20 protein-coding genes are annotated in these 23114 nt (G+C 72.4%); 14 read left to right on the plus strand and 6 right to left on the minus strand.

Annotation, left to right across the window (positions count from 1 at the left end; genetic code table 11):
- Position 1: 1 nt before the first annotated feature.
- Both modA and AB0I59_RS21335 read right to left on the minus strand, forming a co-directional pair.
- Complete coding sequence (gene modA / locus AB0I59_RS21330; protein WP_358135202.1) at positions 2 to 799, minus strand: molybdate ABC transporter substrate-binding protein; 798 nt, start codon at positions 797 to 799, stop codon at positions 2 to 4.
- 19 nt (positions 800 to 818) lie between these two features.
- Entirely contained in the window at positions 819 to 1232 is a 414-nt protein-coding gene (locus tag AB0I59_RS21335) for a TOBE domain-containing protein (RefSeq protein WP_358135205.1), read from the minus strand.
- A 273-nt stretch (positions 1233 to 1505) separates the two neighbouring features.
- Between AB0I59_RS21335 and AB0I59_RS21340 the strand changes: the two genes are divergently transcribed.
- Together AB0I59_RS21340 and AB0I59_RS21345 are read left to right on the plus strand one after the other, a co-directional pair.
- Positions 1506 to 1835 (plus strand): YciI family protein, encoded by a 330-nt coding sequence (locus AB0I59_RS21340; RefSeq protein WP_061258889.1) that lies wholly within the window; start codon positions 1506 to 1508, stop codon positions 1833 to 1835.
- 10 nt (positions 1836 to 1845) lie between these two features.
- Positions 1846 to 3150 carry an RNA polymerase sigma factor gene (locus tag AB0I59_RS21345; RefSeq protein WP_358135208.1) on the plus strand — a complete coding sequence of 435 codons (1305 nt, stop codon included), beginning with the start codon at positions 1846 to 1848 and terminating at the stop codon, positions 3148 to 3150.
- A 14-nt stretch (positions 3151 to 3164) separates the two neighbouring features.
- Here the strand turns inward: AB0I59_RS21345 and AB0I59_RS21350 are convergent, their stop codons facing one another.
- The 3 genes from AB0I59_RS21350 to fepB are packed head-to-tail and all read right to left on the minus strand — an operon-like array spanning position 3165 to position 6264.
- Complete coding sequence (locus AB0I59_RS21350) at positions 3165 to 3977, minus strand: siderophore-interacting protein (protein ID WP_358135211.1); 813 nt, start codon at positions 3975 to 3977, stop codon at positions 3165 to 3167.
- The gene (gene fes, locus AB0I59_RS21355; protein ID WP_061258887.1) at positions 3974 to 5254 is read right to left on the minus strand and encodes an enterochelin esterase; all 1281 of its coding nucleotides are present in this window, start codon (positions 5252 to 5254) and stop codon (positions 3974 to 3976) included. Before fes ends, AB0I59_RS21350 begins: the two co-directional genes overlap by 4 nt.
- On the minus strand, positions 5254 to 6264 hold the full coding sequence (fepB, locus tag AB0I59_RS21360) for a Fe2+-enterobactin ABC transporter substrate-binding protein (RefSeq protein WP_358135213.1): 1011 nt from the start codon (positions 6262 to 6264) through the stop codon (positions 5254 to 5256). Before fepB ends, fes begins: the two co-directional genes overlap by 1 nt.
- An 80-nt stretch (positions 6265 to 6344) precedes the next feature.
- On the opposite strand from fepB, the gene AB0I59_RS21365 reads away from it, so the two are divergent.
- Positions 6345 to 7340 carry an iron chelate uptake ABC transporter family permease subunit gene (locus AB0I59_RS21365; protein WP_358135216.1) on the plus strand — a complete coding sequence of 332 codons (996 nt, stop codon included), beginning with the start codon at positions 6345 to 6347 and terminating at the stop codon, positions 7338 to 7340.
- Positions 7337 to 8353: a FecCD family ABC transporter permease gene (locus tag AB0I59_RS21370; RefSeq protein ID WP_358135218.1), complete on the plus strand. Its 1017-nt coding sequence runs from the start codon at positions 7337 to 7339 to the stop codon at positions 8351 to 8353. Before AB0I59_RS21365 ends, AB0I59_RS21370 begins: the two co-directional genes overlap by 4 nt.
- Positions 8354 to 8359: 6 nt before the next feature.
- Here the strand turns inward: AB0I59_RS21370 and clpX are convergent, their stop codons facing one another.
- Positions 8360 to 9634: an ATP-dependent Clp protease ATP-binding subunit ClpX gene (gene clpX / locus AB0I59_RS21375; RefSeq protein ID WP_061258883.1), complete on the minus strand. Its 1275-nt coding sequence runs from the start codon at positions 9632 to 9634 to the stop codon at positions 8360 to 8362.
- A 135-nt stretch (positions 9635 to 9769) separates the two neighbouring features.
- Here clpX and AB0I59_RS21380 point away from each other — a divergent pair, with 135 nt between their 5' ends.
- From AB0I59_RS21380 to AB0I59_RS21425, 10 genes are all read left to right on the plus strand, one after another.
- Positions 9770 to 10855 carry a TetR/AcrR family transcriptional regulator gene (locus AB0I59_RS21380; protein WP_358135220.1) on the plus strand — a complete coding sequence of 362 codons (1086 nt, stop codon included), beginning with the start codon at positions 9770 to 9772 and terminating at the stop codon, positions 10853 to 10855.
- Between the two features lie 96 nt (positions 10856 to 10951).
- Entirely contained in the window at positions 10952 to 12844 is a 1893-nt protein-coding gene (locus tag AB0I59_RS21385) for a S9 family peptidase (protein ID WP_358135222.1), read from the plus strand.
- Positions 12793 to 14118: a serine hydrolase gene (locus AB0I59_RS21390; RefSeq protein WP_358135225.1), complete on the plus strand. Its 1326-nt coding sequence runs from the start codon at positions 12793 to 12795 to the stop codon at positions 14116 to 14118. Before AB0I59_RS21385 ends, AB0I59_RS21390 begins: the two co-directional genes overlap by 52 nt.
- A gap of 9 nt (positions 14119 to 14127) precedes the next feature.
- Positions 14128 to 15468 carry a serine hydrolase domain-containing protein gene (locus AB0I59_RS21395; protein ID WP_358135227.1) on the plus strand — a complete coding sequence of 447 codons (1341 nt, stop codon included), beginning with the start codon at positions 14128 to 14130 and terminating at the stop codon, positions 15466 to 15468.
- On the plus strand, positions 15461 to 16333 hold the full coding sequence (locus tag AB0I59_RS21400; RefSeq protein ID WP_358135230.1) for a serine hydrolase: 873 nt from the start codon (positions 15461 to 15463) through the stop codon (positions 16331 to 16333). Before AB0I59_RS21395 ends, AB0I59_RS21400 begins: the two co-directional genes overlap by 8 nt.
- A gap of 29 nt (positions 16334 to 16362) precedes the next feature.
- Positions 16363 to 17946 carry a PucR family transcriptional regulator gene (locus AB0I59_RS21405; protein WP_061258879.1) on the plus strand — a complete coding sequence of 528 codons (1584 nt, stop codon included), beginning with the start codon at positions 16363 to 16365 and terminating at the stop codon, positions 17944 to 17946.
- A 96-nt stretch (positions 17947 to 18042) separates the two neighbouring features.
- The gene (locus AB0I59_RS21410) at positions 18043 to 19629 is read left to right on the plus strand and encodes an ABC transporter substrate-binding protein (protein WP_358135233.1); all 1587 of its coding nucleotides are present in this window, start codon (positions 18043 to 18045) and stop codon (positions 19627 to 19629) included.
- Positions 19630 to 20598: an ABC transporter permease gene (locus tag AB0I59_RS21415; RefSeq protein ID WP_358135236.1), complete on the plus strand. Its 969-nt coding sequence runs from the start codon at positions 19630 to 19632 to the stop codon at positions 20596 to 20598.
- On the plus strand, positions 20598 to 22421 hold the full coding sequence (locus AB0I59_RS21420; protein WP_061258877.1) for a dipeptide/oligopeptide/nickel ABC transporter permease/ATP-binding protein: 1824 nt from the start codon (positions 20598 to 20600) through the stop codon (positions 22419 to 22421). The genes AB0I59_RS21415 and AB0I59_RS21420 overlap by 1 nt, the downstream gene beginning before the upstream one ends.
- Positions 22421 to 23113, plus strand: coding sequence for an ABC transporter ATP-binding protein (locus AB0I59_RS21425; protein ID WP_358135239.1), 693 nt, complete (start codon positions 22421 to 22423; stop codon positions 23111 to 23113). Before AB0I59_RS21420 ends, AB0I59_RS21425 begins: the two co-directional genes overlap by 1 nt.
- Position 23114: the final 1 nt, after the last annotated feature.

Below are 23114 nucleotides of genomic sequence, written 5' to 3' on the forward strand. Positions count from 1 at the left end.
ATCAGGGCGCTTCGAAGCCGGCCTTGCTGAGCACGTCCCTGCCCTGCTGCGACAGCACCAGGTCGACGAACTGCTTGGCCAGGTCACCCGCGGGAGCCTTGGACAGGGTCGCGATCGGGTAGTCGTTGATCGCCTTCTCGGCCTCGGGGAACGCGATGCCGTTCACCTTGCCCCCCGAGGCGATCACGTCGGTCGTGTAGACCAGGGCGGCGTCGACCTCGCCGAGTTCGACCTTGGTGAGGGTGGCCTTGACGTCCTGCTCCAGGGTGACCGGCGTGACCTTCAGCCCCGCGGCGTCCAGCGCCTTGACCGCGGCGGCGCCGCAGGGCACCTGCTCGGCGCAGAGCGCGACCTTCACCTTCGGATCGGTCAGGTCGCTGAGCGCGTCCACCTTGGCCGGGTTGCCGGCCGGGACGGCGATCTGCAACTTGTTGCGGACGAACGTCGTCGGCGCGCTCGCCAGCGAGGCGTCGGTCACCGTCTTCATCGTGGCCGGGCTGGCGGCCGCGAACACGTCGGCCGGCGCCCCCTGGGTGATCTGCTGCGCGAGCGTCGCGCTTGAGCCGAAGTTGAACCTCACCGACGTGCCCGGATGGGCGGCCTCGAACGTCTTGCCGAGCTCGGTGAACGTGCCGGTCAGCGACGCGGCCGCGAACACCGTCACCGTCGTGGCTCCGCCGCCGGACGCGGGGTCGGCCGCCGCGGGCGCGCCCGGCTCGCTGGAACCGCAGCCGGCCACGCCCACGAGCGCGACGGCGAGGGGGAGCGCGACGGCCCACCGGGAAAGACGCCTGAACACCAAGGGGCTCCTTATCGCTTCATTGCTGGGTCACCACACGCGCGTGGTCGGGGATCTCCACGACGACGTTGGTGGACTTGATCACGGCGATCGCCACCACGCCCACCTCCAGGCGCAGCTCGTCGGCGGCCTGGCGGCTCATCAGCGACACCACGCGGTACGGCCCCGCGGCGATCTCCACCTGGGCCATCACCGCGTCCTTGATCACCTCGGTGACGATCCCGCGGAAGCGGTTACGCGCCGAGGAGTGGCCTGAGCCGTTCTCCGCCTCGATCTGCGCCCGGGCGAACGCGGCGAGGTCGGCGCCGTCCACCCGACGGTGGCCGTGCTCGTCCCGCTGGGCCGTCAACCGGCCCGCGTCCACCCATCGACGGACGGTGTCGGAGCTGACTCCGAGCAAGGCGGCCGCCTCGCTGATGCCGAACGTCGTCACAAGCAATCACCTTACTTCGCATAATCAAGCCTGAATACCCGTTTGCTGCCGCAATAGCGCATCGGTTTGGCGTATCGCCATGGCATCCACGAGACGGGAGGCGCGTGACGAGCCCTTTCCCCGCCGCGGTCACTGTGGCAGACGACTATGGCAAATATTTTGGTGCGCCTGTGTCCGGAACCGGGCCGCCCGTTCGTCACCGTGGTGAGTTCACGACGCCGAGTTCACGACACCGAGTTCACGACACCGAGTTCACGACACCGAGGAGCGAAGATGAAGTACATGATGTTCGTCTGCACCGACACCGAGCCCGACACCGACAAGACAGACGAGCCCGACATCGATGTGTGGGTGTCGGAGAACGACGCGCGCGGCCGCCGATTGGAGGGCAGCGTGCTGGCGCCGACGTCCGCCGCCACCACTGTCAGGGTCCGCAATGGCCAACTGCTGGTCTCGGATGGTCCGTTCACGGAGTCCAAGGAAGTGATCGTGGGCTACGACCTGCTGGAGTGCGCCGATCTGGACGAGGCGATCGAGGTTGCCCGCGCCCATCCGATGGCCCGAGAGGGACGGCTGGAGCTGCGCCCGTTGGTCGATCTGTGAGGATGACGGCGTGACCGATTCGTTCGCGGCCGCGACGGCCGACGCCGTCACGGCCGCGAGCGCGGATTCGTACGCGCGGATCGTGGCCGCGCTGATTCGCGTCACCGGCGACTGGACGCTGGCCGAGGACTGCGCCCAGGAGGCGCTGACGCTCGCCCTGCAGCGGTGGCCCCGGGAGGGCGTGCCGGGCGAACCTGGCGGCTGGCTGATGACGGTGGCACGCAACCGCGCGATCGACGTGCTGCGCCGCGCGTCGGTCGAACGCCGCAAGCTTGCCGAGCTGGCGGTGCTCGCGCTTGCCGATCCGGGCCCGGCCCCGGCGGCGGAGGAGCTCGTGGACGACCGGCTGCGGCTCATCTTCACCTGCTGCCATCCCGCGCTCGCCCTGGAGGCGCGCGTGGCGCTGACGCTGCGAACGATCGGCGGGGTGCCCACCGCCGACATCGCGCGGGCCTTTCTGGTCAGCGAGTCGACCATGACCCGGCGCCTGACCCGGGCCAAGAAGAAGATCGCGGATGCGGGCATCCCGTACCGGGTGCCAACCGGCCGGGCGCTCACCGAGCGGCTCCCCGGAGTTCTGGCGGTGCTGTACCTGCTGTTCACCTACGGCTACAACGCCGACGGCCGGCCCGCTTTCGCCGACGAGGCGATCCGCCTGGCCCGTCTCCTCCGGCAGCTCATGCCCGGTCAGGGGGAGGTGTCCGCGCTACTGGCGTTGTTCCTGTTCCAGCACTCCCGGCGTGACGCCCGCCGTGACCTGCACGGCAATCTGCTCGCCCTGGACAAGCAGGACCGGCTCCGCTGGGACCACGCCGCGATCGCCGAGGGCCTGCGCGCCCTCGCCGGGACAACGGAGAACGGCCCGTACGCACTGCAGGCCCGGATCGCCGCCTGCCACGCCACCGCCACCTCCGCCGACGCCACCGACTGGCCGGCGATCGCCACGTGGTACGACCGGCTCGCCGGGATCCAACCCTCACCGGTGATCGAGCTGAATCGCGCCGTGGCGCATGGCTACGCGCACGGGCCGGCGGCCGGGCTGGCACTGCTCGCCTGGGCCCGCGCCGGCGGCGCGCTGGACGACTACCCGCTCGCCATCGCCGTGGAAGCCGACCTCACCGCGCGCCATGGCGACCGCGACCGGGCGGCCGCCCTGTTCCGCCGGGCCGCCGCGGCCGCCCACTCCGAATCCGAACGGCGCGCACTGCTCGAGCGCGCCCGCTGCGAAGATCCCCGCCAACGTCGATCCGCCGAGTGGTCGCGAGAGTCAGCTGCAATGCCCAGGCAGCCTGAGAGCGGACCCGCCCGCCCGTGAGGCGGGCGGGCCGGTCACTCGGCGTCGTCGTCCTCGTGGTGGTCGTGGTCGGCCGTCCCGCGTTTCCAGTAGCCGTCGACGTCGACCTGCTCCTTCGCCAGGCCGCGCTCACGGCGCAGGTGGCGGCGGATCGGCTTGAGCGTCGTCGCCTCGCCCGCGATCCAGGCGAAGCCGACGCCCGGCGGGAGATCGACGGCGCGGATCGCCCGCTCCAGGAGGTCGCTCGTCCCCGGTGCCGCGTCGCCGCGGTGCAGCCAGGTCAGCGACAGGTCGGCCGCCGTGGCGAGGTCCTGCTCCTCCTCCGGCCCGGCGACCTCGGCGAACGCGATGACCCTCGCCCCGGCGGGCAGCGTCTCCAGCCAGCGGCCCAGCGCCGGGATCGCGGTCTCCTCCGCCGCCAGCAGATACCAGTCGTGGGTCAGCGGCGGCACGTGGGAGCCGCGCGGGCCGAGCACGCCCAGCCGCATGCCGGGCTCGGCCCGCGCGGCCCAGGACGAGCCGACGCCGTCGCCGTGCACGACCATGTCCACGTCCAGTTCGAGGGCGTCCGGCCGGTGATGGCGGATCGTGTAGTCACGCGTGATGGGCGCGACGGGGCCGTCCACCCAGGCGTCGTTCTCGATCACCGGTGCGACCGGCAGCTCGGCTCCGGGTTCGGCGAAGCACAGCTTCACGTGGTCGGTGGGCGCCTGCGACCTGAAGCCGGCCAGCGCCTCGCCGCCCAGGGTGACCCGCACCGTGCTCGGGGTGATCCGCACGACCCGCCTCACCTCAAGCAGCCGGTAGACCAGCGGGTGACGGACGATCGTGGTGCGCGGCAGGGTCATGACTCTGCGGTCCTCTCAGGATGGTCTCGGGTGATCCGGCGCAGGGCCTCGGGAAGGGCGACCCGCCAGCACAGGGCGTCGTGGCCGCCGTTGTACTCGTGATAGTCATGCTCGTACCCCCTGGCCGCGAGCACATCGCGCAGGTGGCGGGTGGGGGCGAGCAACGCCCATTCCTGCAACCCCACGTCGAGGTGGAAGCGCACGGGCAGGCGCGGGCGGCGGGCCAGCTCCCGCGTCAGCCAGGCGGGCTCGGCTCCCGGCGCGGCGGCGTTCGGCCACCAGAACGATCCCGACAGCGAGATGACCCTGTCGAACCTGTCCGGCGCGAGGTAGGCCGCGTACGCCGCGGTCAGCCCGCCCAGGCTGGCCCCGCCGATGATCGCGGGCCCGCTGTCGCGAGGCACCAGCTCCTCGGTGAGGAAGCGTGTGAACGGCTCATGGCAGGCCAGCTCGCGCACGCGGGTCGCCGTGTCCACGTTGCCGGGCATGATCGCCCGCAGCGGGGGCACGGCCCCCGCCGCGATGAGATTGTCCAGCACGGTGGCGATCCATCCCGACTGCGCCCACTCCTCGCCGTCCAGCAGCACCAGTACGCCTTCGGAGTGGACGGGCGGTTCGTAGGTCCACACCGTCCGCTCGTCGCCCAGGATCGCGCTGGCGAACCTCCGCTCGGTGAGCGTCCCCTTGGGGACGTCGCGGGGCGCGGACCAGATGTCGGGCGGCGCGTCAGGCAGTTCGACGACCGAGCCGTCCTGGGAGGCCCGGCGGTTGAGCGGGTCGGGAACGGCGTTGGCCAGGCCCTGGCTCCAGCGGCGGATCGCGGCCCTGGGCGCCGGGGAGCCCGCCGCGATCATCCGCAGCGCCACCGGCCCGTCCGTCTCGGGGGCGAGGGGGTCGCCCGGGGCCAGGCGATAGGTCGCGCGCCAGTCCGAGCGCATCACGTAGCCCCTGTGCCAGATGTCGGTGCCCTCGACGCGCTCCATGAGGGAGGCGTCCAGCACGCTGGGGTCGGTCACCTTGTTGACCATGACCAGGACGTCGGGCGCCTCGCCCCGCCACAGGAAGGTGACGATCCGGTGGCCGGGCTCGCCGGGGGCCTCCTCCACGAGGGGCGTTCCTCGCGTCCCGGCCGTACGCCAGAAGTCGTCGGCCGCCGAGGGGTCGCCCCGCCGTACGGACTCGACGAGGGCGGAGACCAGCGGCCCGGTGGCGGTCCTTGGCGGGGACGGGCGCGGCACCTGCGGCGGGACGGTGCGCGGGTCGGGCAGGGAAGGCATCACTGGCCCTTGAAGAACCCGGCCACGCGGTCCACCACGTTGGTGGCGCTGTAGTAGTCGAGGCGGAAGGAGTCCAGGCCCAGGTCGTACAGGCGCTTGTCCTTCACGGCGGGCAGGTCGCGCCAGAGCGGCTTGGCGGCGGCGTCGTCGATGTCCTTCTTGGTGTGGCTGACGAAGAAGAGGGAGGCGTCGCCGAACGCCTTGGTGACGTTCTCGGTGGCGACGGGCACCATGTCGGCGCGTGCTCCGCCCTCGTTCTGGTCGGCGGTGGTCTCCAGGCCGGGGGGCAGTTCGCGCACCTTCAGGCCGAGGGAGGTCAGGAGCTGGCCCTGCGCCGAGACGGGGGTGAAGACGGGGATCTCGGTGGGGTTGACCCGCAGCAGCGCGATCTCCTGCTCCGGCGCCTTGATGGCGGCCTTGACCTCGGAGACGTGCTGGTCGTAGCTCTGGATGACCTTGGCGGCGCCGGCCTCCAGGCCGAGGGCCTTGCCGATCTTGGTGGTCAGGTCCTGCCAGGAGAGGTTGTCGTAGCGGTAGATGAGCGTGGGCGCGATCTCGCTGAGCCGGTCGTACACCTTGGACGCGTCGTCGGCGCCGGAGGCCGAGCCGACGATCAGGTCGGGCCGCAGTCCGGCGATCTTCTCCAGCGCCGGTTCGAAGCCCTTGTAGGCCACCTGCACCCCGCGCTCGACGGCGACGTCGGACCACTGGGAGAAGAAGCCGTTGGAGTCCACGATCGGGGAGGGCGGGGTGGCCTGGCTGGCGATCAGCGGCGCCTCCATGGCCAGCAGGTGGCCGGTCAGCGTCACGCTGACCGAGACGATCCGCTGGGGCTTGGCCGGCACCTCCGTGGTCCCGCCGTCATGCCGGACCGAACGGCCGGCGCCGGAGGACGCGGGGGCCGCCGCGGCCTCGTCCCGCGTCTCACCCCCTCCTGATCCGCACGCGGTGACACCGGCGAGGGCGATGGCCGCGGCCAGTACGGCGGCGGCCCGGCGGGTGAAGGACATGGGCACTCCTCATGTAGGTAAAAATTAGGTAAGGCGAACCTTAGTTCATTAAGGCAAGGCTTACCTAATAAGGTCCCCCTATGATGAAGAAACGGGCCGTCGGCCTCGTCCTCTCCCTGCTGGCGCTCGGCGCCGCGGTGATGGCGAGCCTGGCCGTCGGGGCGCAGTCGATCCCGTTCGACGAGGTGTGGCGGGCGCTGTGGCACGGGGGCGGCTCGGAGCACGCCGTCGTGGTCAGAGAGCTGCGCCTGCCGCGCACCCTTCTCGGCCTGGGCGTGGGAGCCGCGCTCGGTCTGGCGGGCGCGCTGGTCCAGGCGCTGACCAGGAACCCCCTGGGCGACCCCGGGCTGCTCGGCGTCAACGCGGGAGCCTCCGCCGCCGTGGTGGTCGCCATCGCCTTCCTCGGCATCACCGCGCCGCTGTCCTACGTCTGGTTCGCCTTCGCCGGAGCGCTGGGCGCCGCGGTCGCGGTGTACGCCCTGGGCTCGCGCGGCAGGGGAGGCGCCACACCGGTACGGCTGGCACTGGCCGGCACCGCGGTCGGAGCCGCACTCCAGGCGCTGGTCTCCGGCATCGTCATGGTGGACCTGAACGCCTTCGACAAGTTCCGCTTCTGGGCGGTGGGCTCGCTGTCCGGGCGCGACCTGAACGTGCTGGCCGAGCTGCTGCCCTTCCTCGCCGTCGGGATCGCGCTGGCACTGGCGCTGGCCAGGCCGCTCAACAGCATGGCGCTGGGCGACGACGTCGCGCGGGCGCTCGGGGTGCGGCTGACCCGTACCCGGGTGCTCGGCGCGGTCGCGGTGGTCCTGCTGTGCGGCTCGGCGACCGCGTCCGTGGGGCCGCTGATGTTCGTCGGCCTGGCCGTGCCGCATCTGGCCAGGGCCGTCACCGGGCCCGACCAGCGGTGGCTGATGCCGTACTCGGTGGTGCTGGCCGCGGTGCTGCTGCTCGCGGCCGACGTGGCGGCCCGGTTGGTCGCCTGGCCGGGAGAGCTGGAGGTCGGCCTGGTCACCGCGTTCCTCGGAGCCCCCGTGCTCATCGCCCTCGTCCGCGGCGTAAGGATGGCCTCGCTGTGAACACCACCGTACGGACAGGTCCGATCTCCCTGCGCCTGCGCCCCCGCGCGGTGGTCGCGGGCACGCTCGTCGCCGTCGCCGTCGTCGTGGCCGCGATCCTCGCCGTCGGCACGGGAGACGTCCGGATCGCGCCGGGCGAGGTGATCCGCACCCTGTTCGGGCAGGGTGACCGCGCCACCGAGTACGTCGTGCTGAAGCTCCGCCTGCCGCGCACGCTCACCGCGATCATGGTGGGTGCGGCGCTCGGCGTCAGCGGCGCGGTCTTCCAGAGTCTGGCGCGCAACCCCCTCGGCAGCCCCGACGTGGTCGGCTTCACCACGGGGGCGGCCACGGGCGCGATCGTGCAGATCCTCGTCATCGGCGGCGGCCCCCTGCTGCTGGCGGGCTCGGCCGTCGGCGGGGGCGTGCTCACCGCCGCGCTGGTCTACGTCCTGGCGTACCGGCGGGGCGTGCAGGGCTACCGGCTGGTGCTGATCGGCATCGGGGTCAGCGCCATGCTGGTCTCGGTCAACTCCTTCCTGATCACGCGGGCCGAGGTCACCGAGGCGCAGCGCGCCAACGCCTGGCTGTTCGGCAGCCTGAACGGCCGGAGCTGGGAGCACGTCGGGATGATCGCCACCGCGCTCGCGCTCGTCCTGCCCGTACTCGCCGCCGCCGCGCGCAACCTGCCGCTGCTCGAACTCGGTGACGACGCCGCGAAGGGCCTCGGAGTGCCGGTCGAGCGGGTACGGCTGACGCTCATGGTCACCGCGGTCGCGCTGTGCTCGGTCGCCACAGCCTCGGTCGGGCTGATCGAGTTCGTCGCCCTCACCGCGCCGCAGATCGCCCGCCGCCTGACGCGCTCCCCGGGGCCGGGGCTGGTCGCCTCGGGGTTGACGGGCGGCCTGGTGCTGCTCGGGTCGGACGTGGTCGCCCAGCGCCTCACCGACGGCCAGGTGCCGGTGGGTGTGGTGACCGCCGCGCTGGGCGGCTGCTACCTGGCCTGGCTGCTGACCCGCGAACGCCGGGGCTGAGCGGACTCAGGCGGACCTCTCGCGGCGTCCGGCGCCGGAGTCGAGCCGTCCGCGCGGCACCAGGGTCGGGTTGACGTTGTCGAGCACGGTGGCGCGGTCCACCACGACGCGGGCCACGTCGTCCCGGCTCGGCACCTCGTACATCACGTTGAGCAGGATCTCCTCGAGGATCGCGCGCAGCGCCCTGGCGCCGGTGCGGCGCAGCAGGGCCTGGTCGGCGATCGCGGCGACGGCGTCCTCGGTGAACTCCAGTTCGACGCCGTCCATCCCGACCAGCTTCCGGTACTGCTTGATCAGCGCGTTGCGCGGCTCGGTGAGGATCCGCGTCAACGCCGCCCGGTCCAGCGGCCGGAAGGCCGACACCACCGGAAGCCGTCCGACGAGCTCCGGTATCAGTCCGAAGCGCACCAGGTCCTGCGGCATGACCTGGGCGAGGTCGTGGTCCTCGGCAGCCTCCGTGGGGCGGAGCGCGGCGCGGAACCCGGCGCCCACGCGGCCGGTCCGCTGCTCGACGATCCCCTCCAGACCGGGGAACGCGCCGCCGACGATGAACAGCACCCGGGTCGTGTCGATCTGGATGGTGTCCTGGTGCGGGTGCTTGCGGCCGCCCTGGGGAGGCACGCTCGCGGTCGTGCCCTCAAGGATCTTCAGCAGCGCCTGCTGGACGCCCTCGCCGGAGACGTCCCGTGTGATCGACGGGTTCTCGCTCTTGCGGGAGACCTTGTCGATCTCGTCGATGTAGACGATGCCGGTCTCGGCCCTGCTCACGTCGTAGTCGGCGGCCTGGATCAGCTTGAGCAGGATGTTCTCCACGTCCTCCCCGACGTACCCGGCCTCGGTCAGCGCGGTGGCGTCGGCGACGGCGAACGGAACGTCGAGCATGCGGGCGAGTGTCTGGGCGAGGTAGGTCTTACCGCAGCCGGTCGGGCCGATCAGCAGGACGTTGGACTTGGCCAGCTCCAGATCGTCGTCCCTGCCGCGTTCGCCGGGGTGCCGCACCCGCTTGTAGTGGTTGTAGACCGCCACCGCGAGCGTCCGCTTGGCGTCCTCCTGCCCGACGACGTACTGGTCGAGGAACTCGTGGATCTCCCGGGGCTTCGGCAGGCGCCGCGCTCCGTCCTCCGCGCTCTCGCCGCGCTCCTCCTCGATGAGCTCGTTGCAGAGCTCGACGCACTCGTCACAGATGCAGATGTGACCCGGACCCGCGATGAGCTTCCTGACCTGCTGCTGGCTCTTCCCGCAGAACGCGCACGTCAGCACGTTGTCACCGGTGCGTGCCACTCGGAAACGCCTCCTCGGCGGTCGCCCACTCCTGATAGCACCCGAATGTTCATAACATTCAGATGATGATGCCACTTGAATGGCCACGCTATCGTGGCTCGGCAGGTACGGCAAACGCCGCCACGAGGGAGGACGATGGCCCGGCTCAGCAGGGCGCAGACGCAGGAGCGCACCCGCGCCAAGGTGCTCGCCGCGGCCAGGGACGAGTTCGCCGCGCGCGGCTTCCGCGACGCGAAGATCGACGACATCGCCGAGCGCGCCGAGCTCACCCGAGGCGCGGTCTACTCCAACTTCCCCGGCAAGCGGGCCCTCTACTTCGCCGTCCTGGCCGACCTGGCCGAGCGCGCACCCCGCCCGTCACATCCGGAGCCGGGCCTGACCACCCGGGAGGCGCTGCGCGCCTTCGCCCGCGCCTGGGTCGCCCGGCTGCCGCTGGCCACGAGCGACGAGCACGGTCCGGCCCGGCTCGGCGTGGACCTGCTGCACGAGGTCCTCGCCGACGAGCGCACCCGGCGCCCGTTCGCGCAGCTGATGAAACTGGACGCGATCCTGCTCGGGCTCGCCCTCGAACGTCTGGCCCCGCCGGGGACGGGCCGCCTGGTCCGGGTGGCCGAGACCGCGCTCACGACCCTGCACGGCGCCGGCCAGATGGCCGCCGCCGCCCCCGGCTTCGTCGAGCCGTTCGACGTCGTCGGCGCCTGTGAGCGACTGGCGGACCTCGACCTCGGCGACCGGTGGCCGCCCCCGCACGTGACCTGGGTCCCGGCTGCCCGCCCCGCCGACGAGCCCTGGTCCCCGCCGTCCGCGACGGACGCGATCCGGGGCGAGCCCGCGCGGCTCACCGGCGACGGCGTGGTGGCCGTGCTCGGCCTGCACCGGCTGTCCGCGGCCGAGGAGGCGGTGCGGGCCGCGCCGCCCGGAGCCGAGGTCACCGCCGTCCTGGTCACCGGCGACCCGGGCGAGTTGGCGCCGCTGGCGCGGCTGGCCGTCGCCGACCTGTGCGGCTGCCTGCGCCCGGCGTTCCCGCGTTCGGCGTGGCCGCGCCTCCAGGTGGTGTACGACGAGTCCGGTGCCCTCGCCGCGGCGGCGGGCGTGGCCGCCGTCAGCGATGGGACGGAGGTCGCCGTCCGCGTCGAATCCGGCCGGATCGTCGCCCGTGCCGACGGCCTCGGCGCCGTCCACGCCGCCGCGTCCGCCATCGTCCGGTCCCCGTGGCCGTAGCCCGCCGCGCCGGGTTGGAGGACGGCACAACGAAACGGGCCGGATTCGTCGAGGCGGCCGAAGAAGTCGCCGGGGACGGGTGCCTAGTGTTCGGTCATGCCTCGCCTCTCCCTCAGCGACCTCTACCGCCTCGCGGTGCCGGGGGACCCCCGGCTCTGCCCTGACGGGAGCACCGTGGCCTACACGGTCACCAGGGCCGATCGTGAGTCCGACGAGAACCGGTCCGAGATCTGGCTCGCCGCTCCCGGTGGCGAACCGCGACGCCTGACGGGCGGCCCGCGCGACTCCTCCCCGCGCTGGTCGCCCGACGGGCGCTCGCTCGCCTTCCTCCGCCCCGTGGACGGGAAGCCGCAGATCCACCTGCTGCCGATGGACGGCGGCGAACCCCGCGTCCTCACCTCCGCGCCGCTGGGGGCGGGCGCCGCGGTCTGGTCGCCGGACGGGACGCTGATCGCGTACGCCGCGCCGTACGGCGACCTCGACCCGCACGCCCCGGTCGTCGCCGACAGCCTGGAGTACAAGGCCGACGGCACGGGTCTGCTGCGTGGCCTGACCATGCATCTCTTCGTGGTGTCCGTGGACACGGGTGAGGCCCGGCAGATCACCGCGGGCGACTTCCACGCGGGAGAGCCGTCCTGGTCGCCGGACGGCGGGAGGCTCGCCTTCACCACGAGCATGGAGGCCGACCGCGACCTGACCGCGGCCGGCGCGGTCTACTCGGTGGACGTCTCCGGCGGCGAACCCGAGCGGCTCACCGGCCCCGGCGTGATCTGCGCGGGCGCCTGGTGGCTGGGCGAACGGCTGCTGGTCGTCGGATACGACGGCGACCCGGTGGGCCACGCCCGCCTGTTCGACCTCGGGGCCGACGGCCTCGTGGAGATCGAGACCGGCATCGACCGCAACGTCATGGTGGGCGCCCCGGGATATCCCGGCGCGACGCCCCAGCTCGCGGGCGACGACCTGATCTTCTGCGCGCGAGACGGCGGCTTCACCCATCTCTACCGCGCGCCCGGCGAGAAGATCATCGGCGGGGACCAGGTGGTCTCCGGCGTCAGCGCGGCGAAAGGCAGGATCGCCTACATCGCGGCGACGCCGTACAGCGCGGGAGAGGTCTACCTCGCGGACGTCGCCGCGAACGGGGCCGTGACGGCCTCCGAGGCGACCATGCTCTCCTCCCACGGGCTCCACGACGTCGAGCTGTTCGTCCCGCGGAGCCGTACCTTCACCGCCCCTGACGGGACGCGGGTCGAGGGATTCGTGCTGCGGGACGAGACGCTCACGGAGCCGGGACCGCTCCTGCTGGACGCGCACGGCGGCCCGCACAACGCCTGGGCGCCGGTCTTCGATGGCGTCCACCTCTACCACCAGGTGCTCGCAGCCCGGGGCTGGACGGTGCTGACCATCAACCCGCGCGGCAGCGACGGGTACGGCGAGGCGTTCTACACCGCCGCCGTCGGAGCCTGGGGCGTCGCCGACACCGACGACTTCCTGAGCCCGATCGACGACCTGGTCGCCGAAGGCGTCGCCGACCCCGACCGGCTCGCGGTGACGGGCTACAGCTACGGCGGCTACGTCTCCTGCTGGCTGCCCACCCGGACCGGCCGGTTCAAGGCGGCCATCCCCGGAGGGTGCGTCAGCGACCTGACCAGCATGGCCGGCACGTCCGACGCGGGGCACTTCCTCAAGGCGTACGAGTGCCGGGGCGACATCGAGGAGCAGTCCCCGATGACCCACGTCGCCCGGGTGACCACGCCCACGCTGATCCTCCACGGGGAGGACGACGACCGGTGCCCGGTCGGCCAGGCCGAGCAGTGGTTCGCCGCGCTACGCGAACAGGGTGTGCCGGTCCGGCTGGTCCGCTATCCCGGCGGCTCTCATCTGTTCATCCTCAACGGCCGCCCGTCCCACCGGGTGGACTACAACGAAAGGATCGTCGAGTGGCTGGAGCAGTGGATCCCGGTCGATGGCACGCCCGTCTCGCCGAGCTGATCGCCGAATACGAGGTACCCGGCGCCAACCTGGCCTTCCTTCATGAGGGGGAGGTGCACGAGTACGCCGCCGGCGTGCTCAACACGGCCACCGGAGTGGAGGTGACCACCGACTCCCTCTTCCAGATCGGCTCGGTCACCAAGGTGTGGACCGCCACGCAGATCATGCTGCTCGTCGAGCGGGGCGAGCTGACGCTCGAGACCCCGGTCGCCGAGGTCCTGCCCGAGTTCCGGGTCGCAGATCCGGAGGTGACCAAGACCGTCACGATCCGGCACCTGCTCACGCACACCTCCGGAATCGACGGGGACCTGTTCCTCGACACGGGCCGCGGTGACGACTGCGTGGAGAAGTACGTCCAGGCGTGCGCCGACCTGGCGCAGAACCACCCCCTCGGCGCCACCCAGTCGTACTGCAACTCCGGGTTCATCGTCGCCGGGCGCGTCATCGAGCGCCTCACCGGTCAGGTCTGGGACGCCGCGCTGCGTGAGCAGATCATCGAGCCGCTCGGCCTCACCCACACCTGGACCCTGCCCGAGGACGTCCTGCGCTTCCGCGGCGCCATGGGCCACATGGGCGGCGCGCCCGCTCCCACCTGGGGGCTGATGCGCTCCTGCGGCCCGGCCGGGCTGATCTGCGCCCGCCCCGCCGACGTCGTCGCGTTCGCCCGCGCGCACCTGGGCACCGAGCTGCTCGCGGGCCCCGCGGCGATGTGGGAGCCGCAGGTGGACATCCCCAACCCGTACACCCTCGGAAAGCAGTGGGGCATCGGCTGGATCCTGGACGAGTGGCAGGGCCGCCGGGTCGTCTCGCACGGCGGCAACACCATCGGCCAGGCCGCCATGCTCTGGATGATCCCCGAGACGGAGACGGTGGTGTGCGTGCTGGCCAACGGCGGCCACACCGCCGCCTTCCAGCACGCCCTGGCGACCGAGCTCTTCGACGAGCTGCTCGGCCTGGCGGTGCCGCCCGTGCTCGGCCCGCCGGCGGAGCCGCACGAGACCGACGTCGCGCGGTACGCCGGCGTGTACGAGCGGGCGGGCAGCCGGATGACGCTGACCGCGCGCGACGGAAAGCTCTCGCTGTACGGCGAGGCCACCGGTGCCCTCGCCGGGCTGCAGCCGCCGATGGAGTTCGACCTCGTCCCGGTCGACGACACCACCTTCGTCGGCAGGCCGGACGGTGAGCCCCAGTGGCTCTCGGCCGTCTTCTACCAGCTCGACGACGGTTCGCCGTACGTCCACCTCGGCGTGCGCGCCACCCCCAAGATCGCCTGAGGAGTCAGCATGCTCGAGGACCTGCAGAAGCGTTTCGACGAGGCGGCCACCCGGCACGGTGTGCCGGGCGCGGCCCTCGCGGTCTGGACGGGTGGAGAGCTCGTCGAGGTCGCCACCGGCGTGGTGAACAGGAACACCGGCGTGGAGACGACGACCGACAGCGTCTTCCAGGTCGGCTCCACCACCAAGGTGTGGACCGCCGCCCTGGTCATGCAGCTCGTGGACGAGGGGCTGGTCGAGCTGGACCGGCCGGTGCGCGACTACCTGCCCGAATTCGCCGTCGCCGACGGCGCGGAGAAGAGCATCACCGTCCGGCACCTGCTCACCCACACGGGCGGCTTCGACGGCGACCTGTTCGAGGACACCGGGCGCGGCGACGACTGCCTGGACAAGTACATGGCCTTCCTGCACGGCGCCGGTCACGTGCACGAGCCGGGCGCTCTGTTCTCGTACTGCAACGCGGGCTACTGCGTACTGGGCGCGCTGGTCGCGCGGGTGCGGGGCACCACCTGGGAGGAGGCGATGCGCGAGCGCCTGCTGAAGCGGCTCGGCGCCACGAACTGGGCGCTCCTGCCCGAGGAGGCGATCCTCTTCCGGGCGTCGGCCGGACATGTCGGTCCCGAGGGCACTGTCTTCCCCTCGTGGCAGATGCCGCGCTCCAACGCTCCGGCGGGTTCCACGATGTGCCTGGCCCCGCGCGAGCTGGTCCGCTTCGGCCGGATGTTCATGGCCGGGGGAGTGGCCGAGGACGGCACCCGCCTGCTGTCGGAGGAGTCGGTCGCCGCCATGCGGACCGGGCAGGTCGACGTGCCCGGCGTCTCCGGGCTGCTCGCCGACCGCTGGGGGCTCGGGCTCGAGCTGTTCGACTGGGGCGGTGAGGTCTTCGGTCACGACGGCGGGACGATCGGGCAGAGCACGTTCTGGCGGGTCGCGCCCGGCGCGGACTTCGCGATCGCGATGACCGTCAACGGCCCCGGCTTCATGGGGCTGCTCACCGACGTGGCCCTGCCGCTGATTCGCGAGGCGGCCGGGCTCGACGTGCCGGACTTCCCGGTTCCGGCCGGGACGCCCGAGGTCGTGGACCTCACGGCCTACACCGGCAGGTACGACGGCCCGGCGCTCTCCTACGAGATCTCCGAGGCGGACGGCGGCCTGGACGTCACGTTGATCCCCGGCGAGTTCATGCTGAAGGCGGGCGGCGCGCAGGTCACCACCCGGTTCGTCCACTACCGCGATCACTCCTTCATCGCGGCCGAGCCGGAGGAGGGCAGGCACGAGACCCTCACCTTCGTGGTCGAAGACGGCCGGGCCGCCTACGTCCACAACGGCCGGGCGCTACGCCGTGCGTGACGCCCTGCGCGAGGCGTTCGACGACGCGGACGTGGAGGGTTTCGTCCACGTCCGCGATGTCGACGGCCCCGCCGAGGCCGGGCTGAACCCCGACGAGCCGGTCGTGCTCGCCTCGGTGTTCAAGATCCCTGTCGTGCTGGAGTACGCCAGGCAGGCGGCGGCGGGGACCTTGGAACGCACCGAGCGGCTCACTGTCACGGCGGCCGACAAGGACGGAGGCGTCGGCACCTCCGGGTGTGCCGACGACGTCTCGCTGACGTTGCGCGATCTGGCCCACTTCATGATGACCATGAGCGACAACGCGGCCACCGACGTGCTGCTGCGCCGGGTCGGGCTGGACAACCTGCACGCCACGCTGCGCGGGCTCGGTCTGGAGCGTACGCACCTGATCGGCGGCTGCGCCGAACTGCTGGGCAGTATGGTGACCGAGCTCGGTCTCTCCGTCGAGAACCTTTCCGAGGAGGATCTCTCGGGAGTGTCCGAGGAGCGGATCCGGGCACTGTCGGTCCTGGATCCGGCGCGTACGACGTCGGGGACGCCTCGCGAGACCACGACCCTGCTGAGCAAGATCTGGCGGGACGAGGCCGGTCCCCCGGAGGCCTGCGCGGAGGTACGGAAGATCATGGGGAACCAGATCTGGCCGCACCGGCTCTCCTCCGGGTTCGGCGACGAGGTGAAGGTCTCCGGCAAGACCGGCACCCTCCCGGGCGTGCGCAACGAGGCAGGTGTCGTGGAATATCCGGACGGACGGCGCTATGCCGCCGCGGTCTTCCTCCGTACGGACTCGCTCGGCCTGCGGCTGCCCACGGCGGACGCGGCGATCGGCCGGGCGGCCCGCATGGCTATCGAGCACCTTCGCGAGTGATGTCCATTTATGTTCACTATCGTGAGCGGATGAGTGACCGGCCACGTTCCAGCCTGCGGCGCATCCTGGAAGACCTGGGCAGCACCGTGCTGGACGTGGCCGCCGCACCCGGCGAGCTCGACGCCGAGGTCACCGGCGTGCACATCTACGACCCCCTCGACGAGCTGCTCCTGCCCGCGGGCGGCATCCTGCTCGCCGTCGGGGTCGACCGCGCGGAGCAGATCTGCGCCCTGCTCGACGCGGCGGGCGCGGCGGCGGGGATCGTCGTCAAGCAGCCGGTGGACGCCGACGACCTCGTCCGCGCGAAGGTCCGCCAGACCGGGGTGGCGGTCCTGGGACTCACCCGCGCCGCCTCGTGGGCGCAGGTGGCCGCGCTGCTGCGCTCCCTGCTGGCGGAGGGCGACCTCGCCGAGCCGGGGGAGGCCCCGCACGACGACCTGTTCGCCCTGGCCAACGCCGTGTGCGCGTTGCTGGACGCGCCGGTCACCATCGAGGACAGGTCCTCCCGGGTGCTGGCGTACTCCGGGCGGCAGGACGAGGCCGACGCGGGCCGGGTCGCGACCGTGCTCGGCCGCCAGGTGCCGGAGCGGTACCGCCGGATGCTGGAGCAGCGCGGATTCTTCCGGCAGCTCTACCAAAGCCGCGAGCCGATCTACATCGAACTGCACGACGGCAGCCTCAACCGGGCGGCGGTGGCCGTACGGTCGGGAGACGAGATCCTCGGCTCCATCTGGGCCGCCGTGCGCGAACCGCTGAGCGGGCAGCGCCGGCAGGCACTCGGCGACGCCGCCAAGATCGTCGCCTTGCAGCTGCTGCGGCAGCGGGCCGGGGCGGACGCCCAGCGGCGGCTCCGCACCGACCTGCTGTCCACCGTGCTCGCGGGCGGTGGGGACGCCGCCGAGGCCGCCGGCCGCCTCGGCGTCGCGAGCGAGCGTCTCTGCGTGCTCGCCGCCCAGCTCAGCGGCGGATCCGAGACCGACGCCGCCCGCAGGGAGAGCGACCGGCAGCGGTTCTGCGACGCGCTCGCCCTGCACGTCGGCGCCATCCACCCCAAAGCCGCGGCCGCGCTGGTCGGCTCGGTCGCCTACGCCGTGCTCCCGATGCACGCGAGCGGGGAGGAGGAGGCGCGGGCCGTGCGGGTCGCCGAGAGCTTCCTCGCCCGCGTCGGTCCCCGGCACGCGGCCAACATCGGCGTGGGGCGCATGGCGCGCAACCTGGCGGAGGTGGCCAGGTCCCGGGCCGACGCCGATCGGGCGCTGCGGGTGCTGCGGGCCCGCGAGGCGTCCGGCACGGTCGCGGGCTACACCTCCGTGCACTTCGAGTCGTTGCTGCTCCAGCTCTCGGACCTGGTCCAGGCCGAGGAGCAGACGCCCACCGGGCCCTACGAGCGGCTCCTCGCCCATGACGCGGAGCACGGCAGCGAACTGGCCGCCACCCTGCGGGCGTACCTGGACGCCTTCGGGGACGTGAACGCCGCCTCGGCCAGGGTGCACGTGCACGCCAACACCTTCCGCTACCGGTTGAAGCGGCTGCTCGAGATCAGCGGCCTGGACCTGGCCGACCCCGAAGCCCGGCTGGCCGCGATGCTCCAGATGCGGATCTTCGGGCGATAGCACGACGAGCCGTCCGCTTTTCGTCGCCGGGCACGAAGAAGGATCGCCGCCAACCGGCGAATGTGGGGCATCACCCCCGGCTTCCTGGAGTCCCCCATGAGAAACACCGGAGCGGCGGCCGTGCTCGGCGCCCTCTGCCTGTTCGCGGCCGCATGCGGCGGTACGGCGGGCACCCGATCAGGCGAAACCGCCGACGGCGGCACCTTCACCTTCGCGATCAGCAGTGACCCCGGCGTGCTCGATCCGGCCATGGGCGTGCTCTCGGTCACCAACACCGTGCTCTCGTTCGCCTACGACACCCTCGTCCACTACGGGCCCGACGGGAAGATGCTTCCCGGGCTGGCCGAGAAGTGGGACGTCACGCCCGACGCGGTCACCTTCACCCTCCGCAAGGGCGTCACCTGCTCCGACGGGTCCGCGCTCACCCCCGCCGACGTGGCCGCGAACGTCAACCACATCGCCGACCCCGCCACCAAGTCGCCCGTCTACGGCGTTCTCGTGCCCGTCGGGATGAAGGCCGAGGCGGACGACGCGGCGGGCACGGTGACCCTGTCCACCCCGAAGCCGTTCAGCTTCATCCTGGAGAGCGCCCCGCTGATGTTCGTCGTCTGCGGCAAGGGGCTCAAGGACCGGTCGGCGCTGGCCCACGGCACCTCGGGCTCCGGCCCCTACAAACTCGTCGAGGCGGTGCCCAGCGACCACTACACCTTCCAGGTGCGCGAGGATTACGTCTGGGGGCCCGGCGGCGCCACCACGAAGGAGCCCGGCCAGCCCGCCAAGGTCGTGCTGAAGGTCGTGCCGAACGAGCAGACCGCGGCCAACCTGCTGATCTCCGGCGGCCTCAACGGCGCGATCGTCTACGGCGCCGACCGCGCGCGGCTCGAAGCGCTGCCCGGCATCGGCAAGATGGTCCTGTCGGCGGGCAACGGGCAGTTCTTCTACCACCAGGGCGACGACCGTCCCGCCAAGGACCCCGCGGTGCGCAGGGCGCTCACCCAGGCGATCGACCTCAAGGAGCTCGCCGGGATCGCGTCGAGCGGCACCGGCCGCCCCGCCACCGGGCTGGTGCTGGAACCGCGCCCCTGCCAGGGCGACACCGTCACCGGCCACGTCCCCGCCTTCGACGCGTCCGCCGCTTCGGCCGCTCTGGACGCCGCGGGCTGGAAGGCCGGCCCCGACGGCGTACGAGCCAAGGACGGGCGGAAGCTGACCCTGCGCCTGCTCTACGCCACCACCAAGGGCGCGGGCGTGCAGGCCGCGGCCGAATACCTCGCCGCGGCGTGGAAGAAGGCGGGCGTCGACGTCACGCTGAACGGCGTCATCGACACCAAGCTGTCGGAGTCGCTCAACGTCACCCAGGACTGGGACGTCGTCTGGCTGCCGATCGGCGTCACGCTGCCCTCGCAGCTCGTCGGGTTCCTGTCCGGCCCGGCCGCGCCGAAGGGCGCCAACTTCGCCCACCTGGCCAACGAGCGGTACGAGAAGCTGGTGGCCGAGGCCGTGCTCAAGCCGGGCGAGGAGGGCTGCAGGCTCTGGCTGGAGTCGGAGTCCGCGCTGTTCGAGGCCGCCGACCTGGTGCCGGCCGTGGAGACCACCGTGCTGGTCGCCACCAAGAACGCGACGTTCGGCCTGATGGCGGGCTTGTTCTCGCCGACCTCGATCCGGCTGACCGAGGCGGGCTGAATGGCCCAGGCTCCGCGCCCGAGGAGGGCGGGCGGCTCGTTCGTGCTGCGGCGCGTCGTCAGGTTCGCCGTCTCGCTGGCCGTTCTGCTCGTGGCGTCCTTCGCGATGATCCACCTGATCCCGGGCGATCCCGTACGCGCCTCGCTCGGCCCGGCGGCGCCGGTCGAGCTGGTCGCCGCCAGGCGCGCGGCGCTCGGGCTGGACCAGCCGATCCCGGACCAGCTGCTGTCCTACGTCCGCGACGTGCTCGGCGGGGAGTTCGGCACGTCGTTCATCAGCGGGGAGCCGGTCCGCGACGTCATCGCGGCCCGGCTGCCCAACACTCTCGGGCTCGCCCTGCTCGCCACCGTCGTGGCCCTGCTCGTGGCGGTGCCGCTCGGCATGTGGGCGGCGATCCGCACCGAGAACGGCCGCAACAGGGGCACCGAGGCGGCCTTCACCACGGCGACGGGCGCGGCCGTCGCCGTGCCCGAGTTCCTCTATTCGATCGCCCTGGTCGCCGTGTTCGCGATCGGGTTCGGCTGGTTCCCGCCCGCGGGCAAGGGCGGGCCGGAGTCCTTCGTCCTGCCGATCCTCGCCCTGGCCATCGCGCCGACGGCGATGATCGCCCGCATCTCGCGGGTGGAGACGCTGCGCGAGCTGGGCACCGACCACATCCGGCTGGCCCGGGCCAAGCGCCTGCCCGCCGCCCGGCTGTACGTCCGGCACGTCCTGCCCAACACGCTCACCGCGACCCTGACCGTGGGCGGGCTGCTGCTCACCGGCCTGATCGCCGGGAGCGTGCTCGTCGAGTACGTCTTCGCCTGGCCGGGGCTGGGGCTGCGGATCGTGGAGTCCATCACGCAGAAGGACTATCCGGTCGCGCAGGGCGTGATCCTCGTCTACGGCGCGATCGTGCTGGCCGTGAACCTCCTCGTCGATCTGCTTCTCGGTGCGCTCGACCCGACCTCCGCGCTGAAGGAGACCTGATGCGGCATCTGCTGCGGTCCCCCGCCGGGATCGCCGGGACCCTCCTGGTCACGCTCATGGTGATCCTGGCGATCGTCGGCCCGCCGATCTGGGGAGCCGAGGCCGAACGCATCGACTCGACGGCCATCCTCCAGGGAGTCTCGGCCGCGCACCCGCTCGGTACCGACAACCTGGGCCGCGACATCCTCGCCCGGGTGCTGGTCGCCGGACGGCTCTCGCTCGCCCTCGCCCTGCTGGCGACGCTCATCGGCGCGGGGGCCGGCGTCGTCCTCGGCGCCCTTCCCTCGGTGCTGCCCCGCCGCGCCGCACGCCTGGTCACCGGTACGGTCAACGCGCTGGTCGCCTTCCCCGGCCTGCTGCTCGCGATGTTCACCGCGGTGATCGCGGGGCTCGGGGCGCGAGGAGCGGTGCTGGGCATCGGCGCCGCCGTCGCCCCCGGATTCGCCCGGCTCACCCAGACGCTCGCGGCGTCCGTCGCCGGCGCCGACTACGTGTCGGCCGCCCGCATGCTCGGTGTCTCCCGGTGGCGGGTGATGAGCCGGCACGTCCTGCCCAACATCGCCGAGCCGCTGATCCTCAACCTCACACAGGCGCTGGGCGGCGCGCTTCTCGGGCTCGCCGGCATGTCCTTCCTCGGCCTCGGCGTGCAGCCGCCGTCGTTCGACTGGGGCCGGCTGCTCTTCGACGGCTTCAGCCGGATCTACGCCACCCCGGCCGTCGCCCTCGGCCCCGCGGCCGCGGTCGCGCTCGCGGGCATCGGCTTCAACCTGCTGGGAGACGTCCTGGCACGGGCGGCGGCACGCGGTTCCGCGCCGGAGGCGAAGGCCACCGGCCGGGCCGTACCCGACACCGGCGGGATCGGCGAACCCGACCCGGACGCGGTCCTGGAGGTGCGCGACCTGACGGTCACCTTCCCCGGCGGCGTGACACCGGTGCGCGGGCTGTCGCTGACCGTCGCGCCCGGCGAGATCGTCGGCCTGGTGGGGGAGTCGGGCAGCGGGAAGAGCCTGACCGCGTCGGCGATCGGCGGGCTGGTCCCCTACCCGGGCGAGGTGAGCGCGGGACGGCTCCGGCTGTGCGGCGCCGACCTCGGCGAGCTGCCGGAAACGGAGCGCCGCAGGCTGCTCGGGACGTCGCTGGCGATGGTCTTCCAGGACCCGATGGCCTCGCTCAACCCGGCACTGCGGGTCGGCGGGCAGCTCGCCGAGGTGGCGATCGTCCACCAGGGCGCGAGCCGTACCGAGGCCGGGAACCGGGCGGTGGACCGGCTGGAGCACGTGCGCGTCCCGGAGCCCGGCAGGAGGGCCCGGCAGCACCCGCACGAGCTGTCCGGCGGCATGCGGCAGCGTGCGGTGATCGCGATGGGCCTGATGGGCGAACCGCGGCTGATCATCGCCGACGAGCCGACCACCGCGCTCGACGTGACCGTGCAGCGGGAGATCCTGCGCCTGCTGCGCCAGGTGACCGACGAGACCGGCGCGGCCACCCTGTTCATCTCCCATGACATCGCCGTGGTCGGCGAGCTGTGCCATCGGGTCGTGGTGATGTACGCGGGACGCGTCGTGGAGGAGTTGCCGGTCGAGGAGCTGGTCTCCGGCGCCGCGCATCCCTACACCCGCGCGCTGGTCGCCTCGTTGCCCGACATGGAGACCGACAGGTCCCTGCCGCTGGCCAGCATCCCGGGCCGCCAGCCTTCGCCCGCCGAGGTTGGCGGAGGGTGCGCCTTCGCGGCCCGCTGCGAACTGGCGACCGCCCGGTGCGCCGAGCTCCCGCCCCTCATCTCGTACGGCACGGCGCACCGCGTCGCCTGCTGGGAGGCTTGATGATCATCAAGAACCTGACGGTCAGGTTCGGCGCGTTCACCGCCGTCGACGACGTCACGCTGGAGATCCCCCCGGGTTCGATCGTCGGCCTGGTGGGGGAGTCGGGGTCGGGCAAGTCCACGCTCGCCAGGGCGGTGAGCGGTCTGGTGCCGTACACCGGGGCCGTCGAGGGCGGAGATCCGCGCCGGATACAGATGGTCTTCCAGGACCCCTCCACCTCCCTCGACCCGCGCATGACCGTGGGCGCGTCGGTGGCCGAGGGGTTGCGCCTGCCCAGGACCGCGCGCGGACCCGAGGTGGAGCGGCTGCTGTCGCTGGTGTCACTGCCGGCCGAGCTGGCGGGGCGCTACCCGCGCGAGCTGTCGGGTGGCCAGCGCCAGCGGGTGGCGATCGCCCGCGCGCTCGGCGCCCGGCCCGAGCTGCTGATCGCCGACGAGATCACCTCCGCCCTGGACGTCTCCGTCCAGGGCGCGGTGCTCAACCTGGTCCGCTCGCTGCGCGCGGAGTTCGGCCTGTCGATGCTGTTCATCTCGCACAACCTCGCCGTCGTCCGGTACGTCTCCGACGTCGTGGCGGTGATGCACGAGGGCCGGCTCGTCGAGACGGGGCCGACCGAGGAGGTGGTGGGCGCGCCCAAGGAGGGCTACACCCGCTCGCTGCTCGAGGCGGTTCCCCGCCTCGGCCGGGGCTGAC

It is taken from the genome of Microtetraspora glauca, assembly GCF_040656155.1.
GTDB lineage: Bacteria > Actinomycetota > Actinomycetes > Streptosporangiales > Streptosporangiaceae > Microtetraspora > Microtetraspora glauca.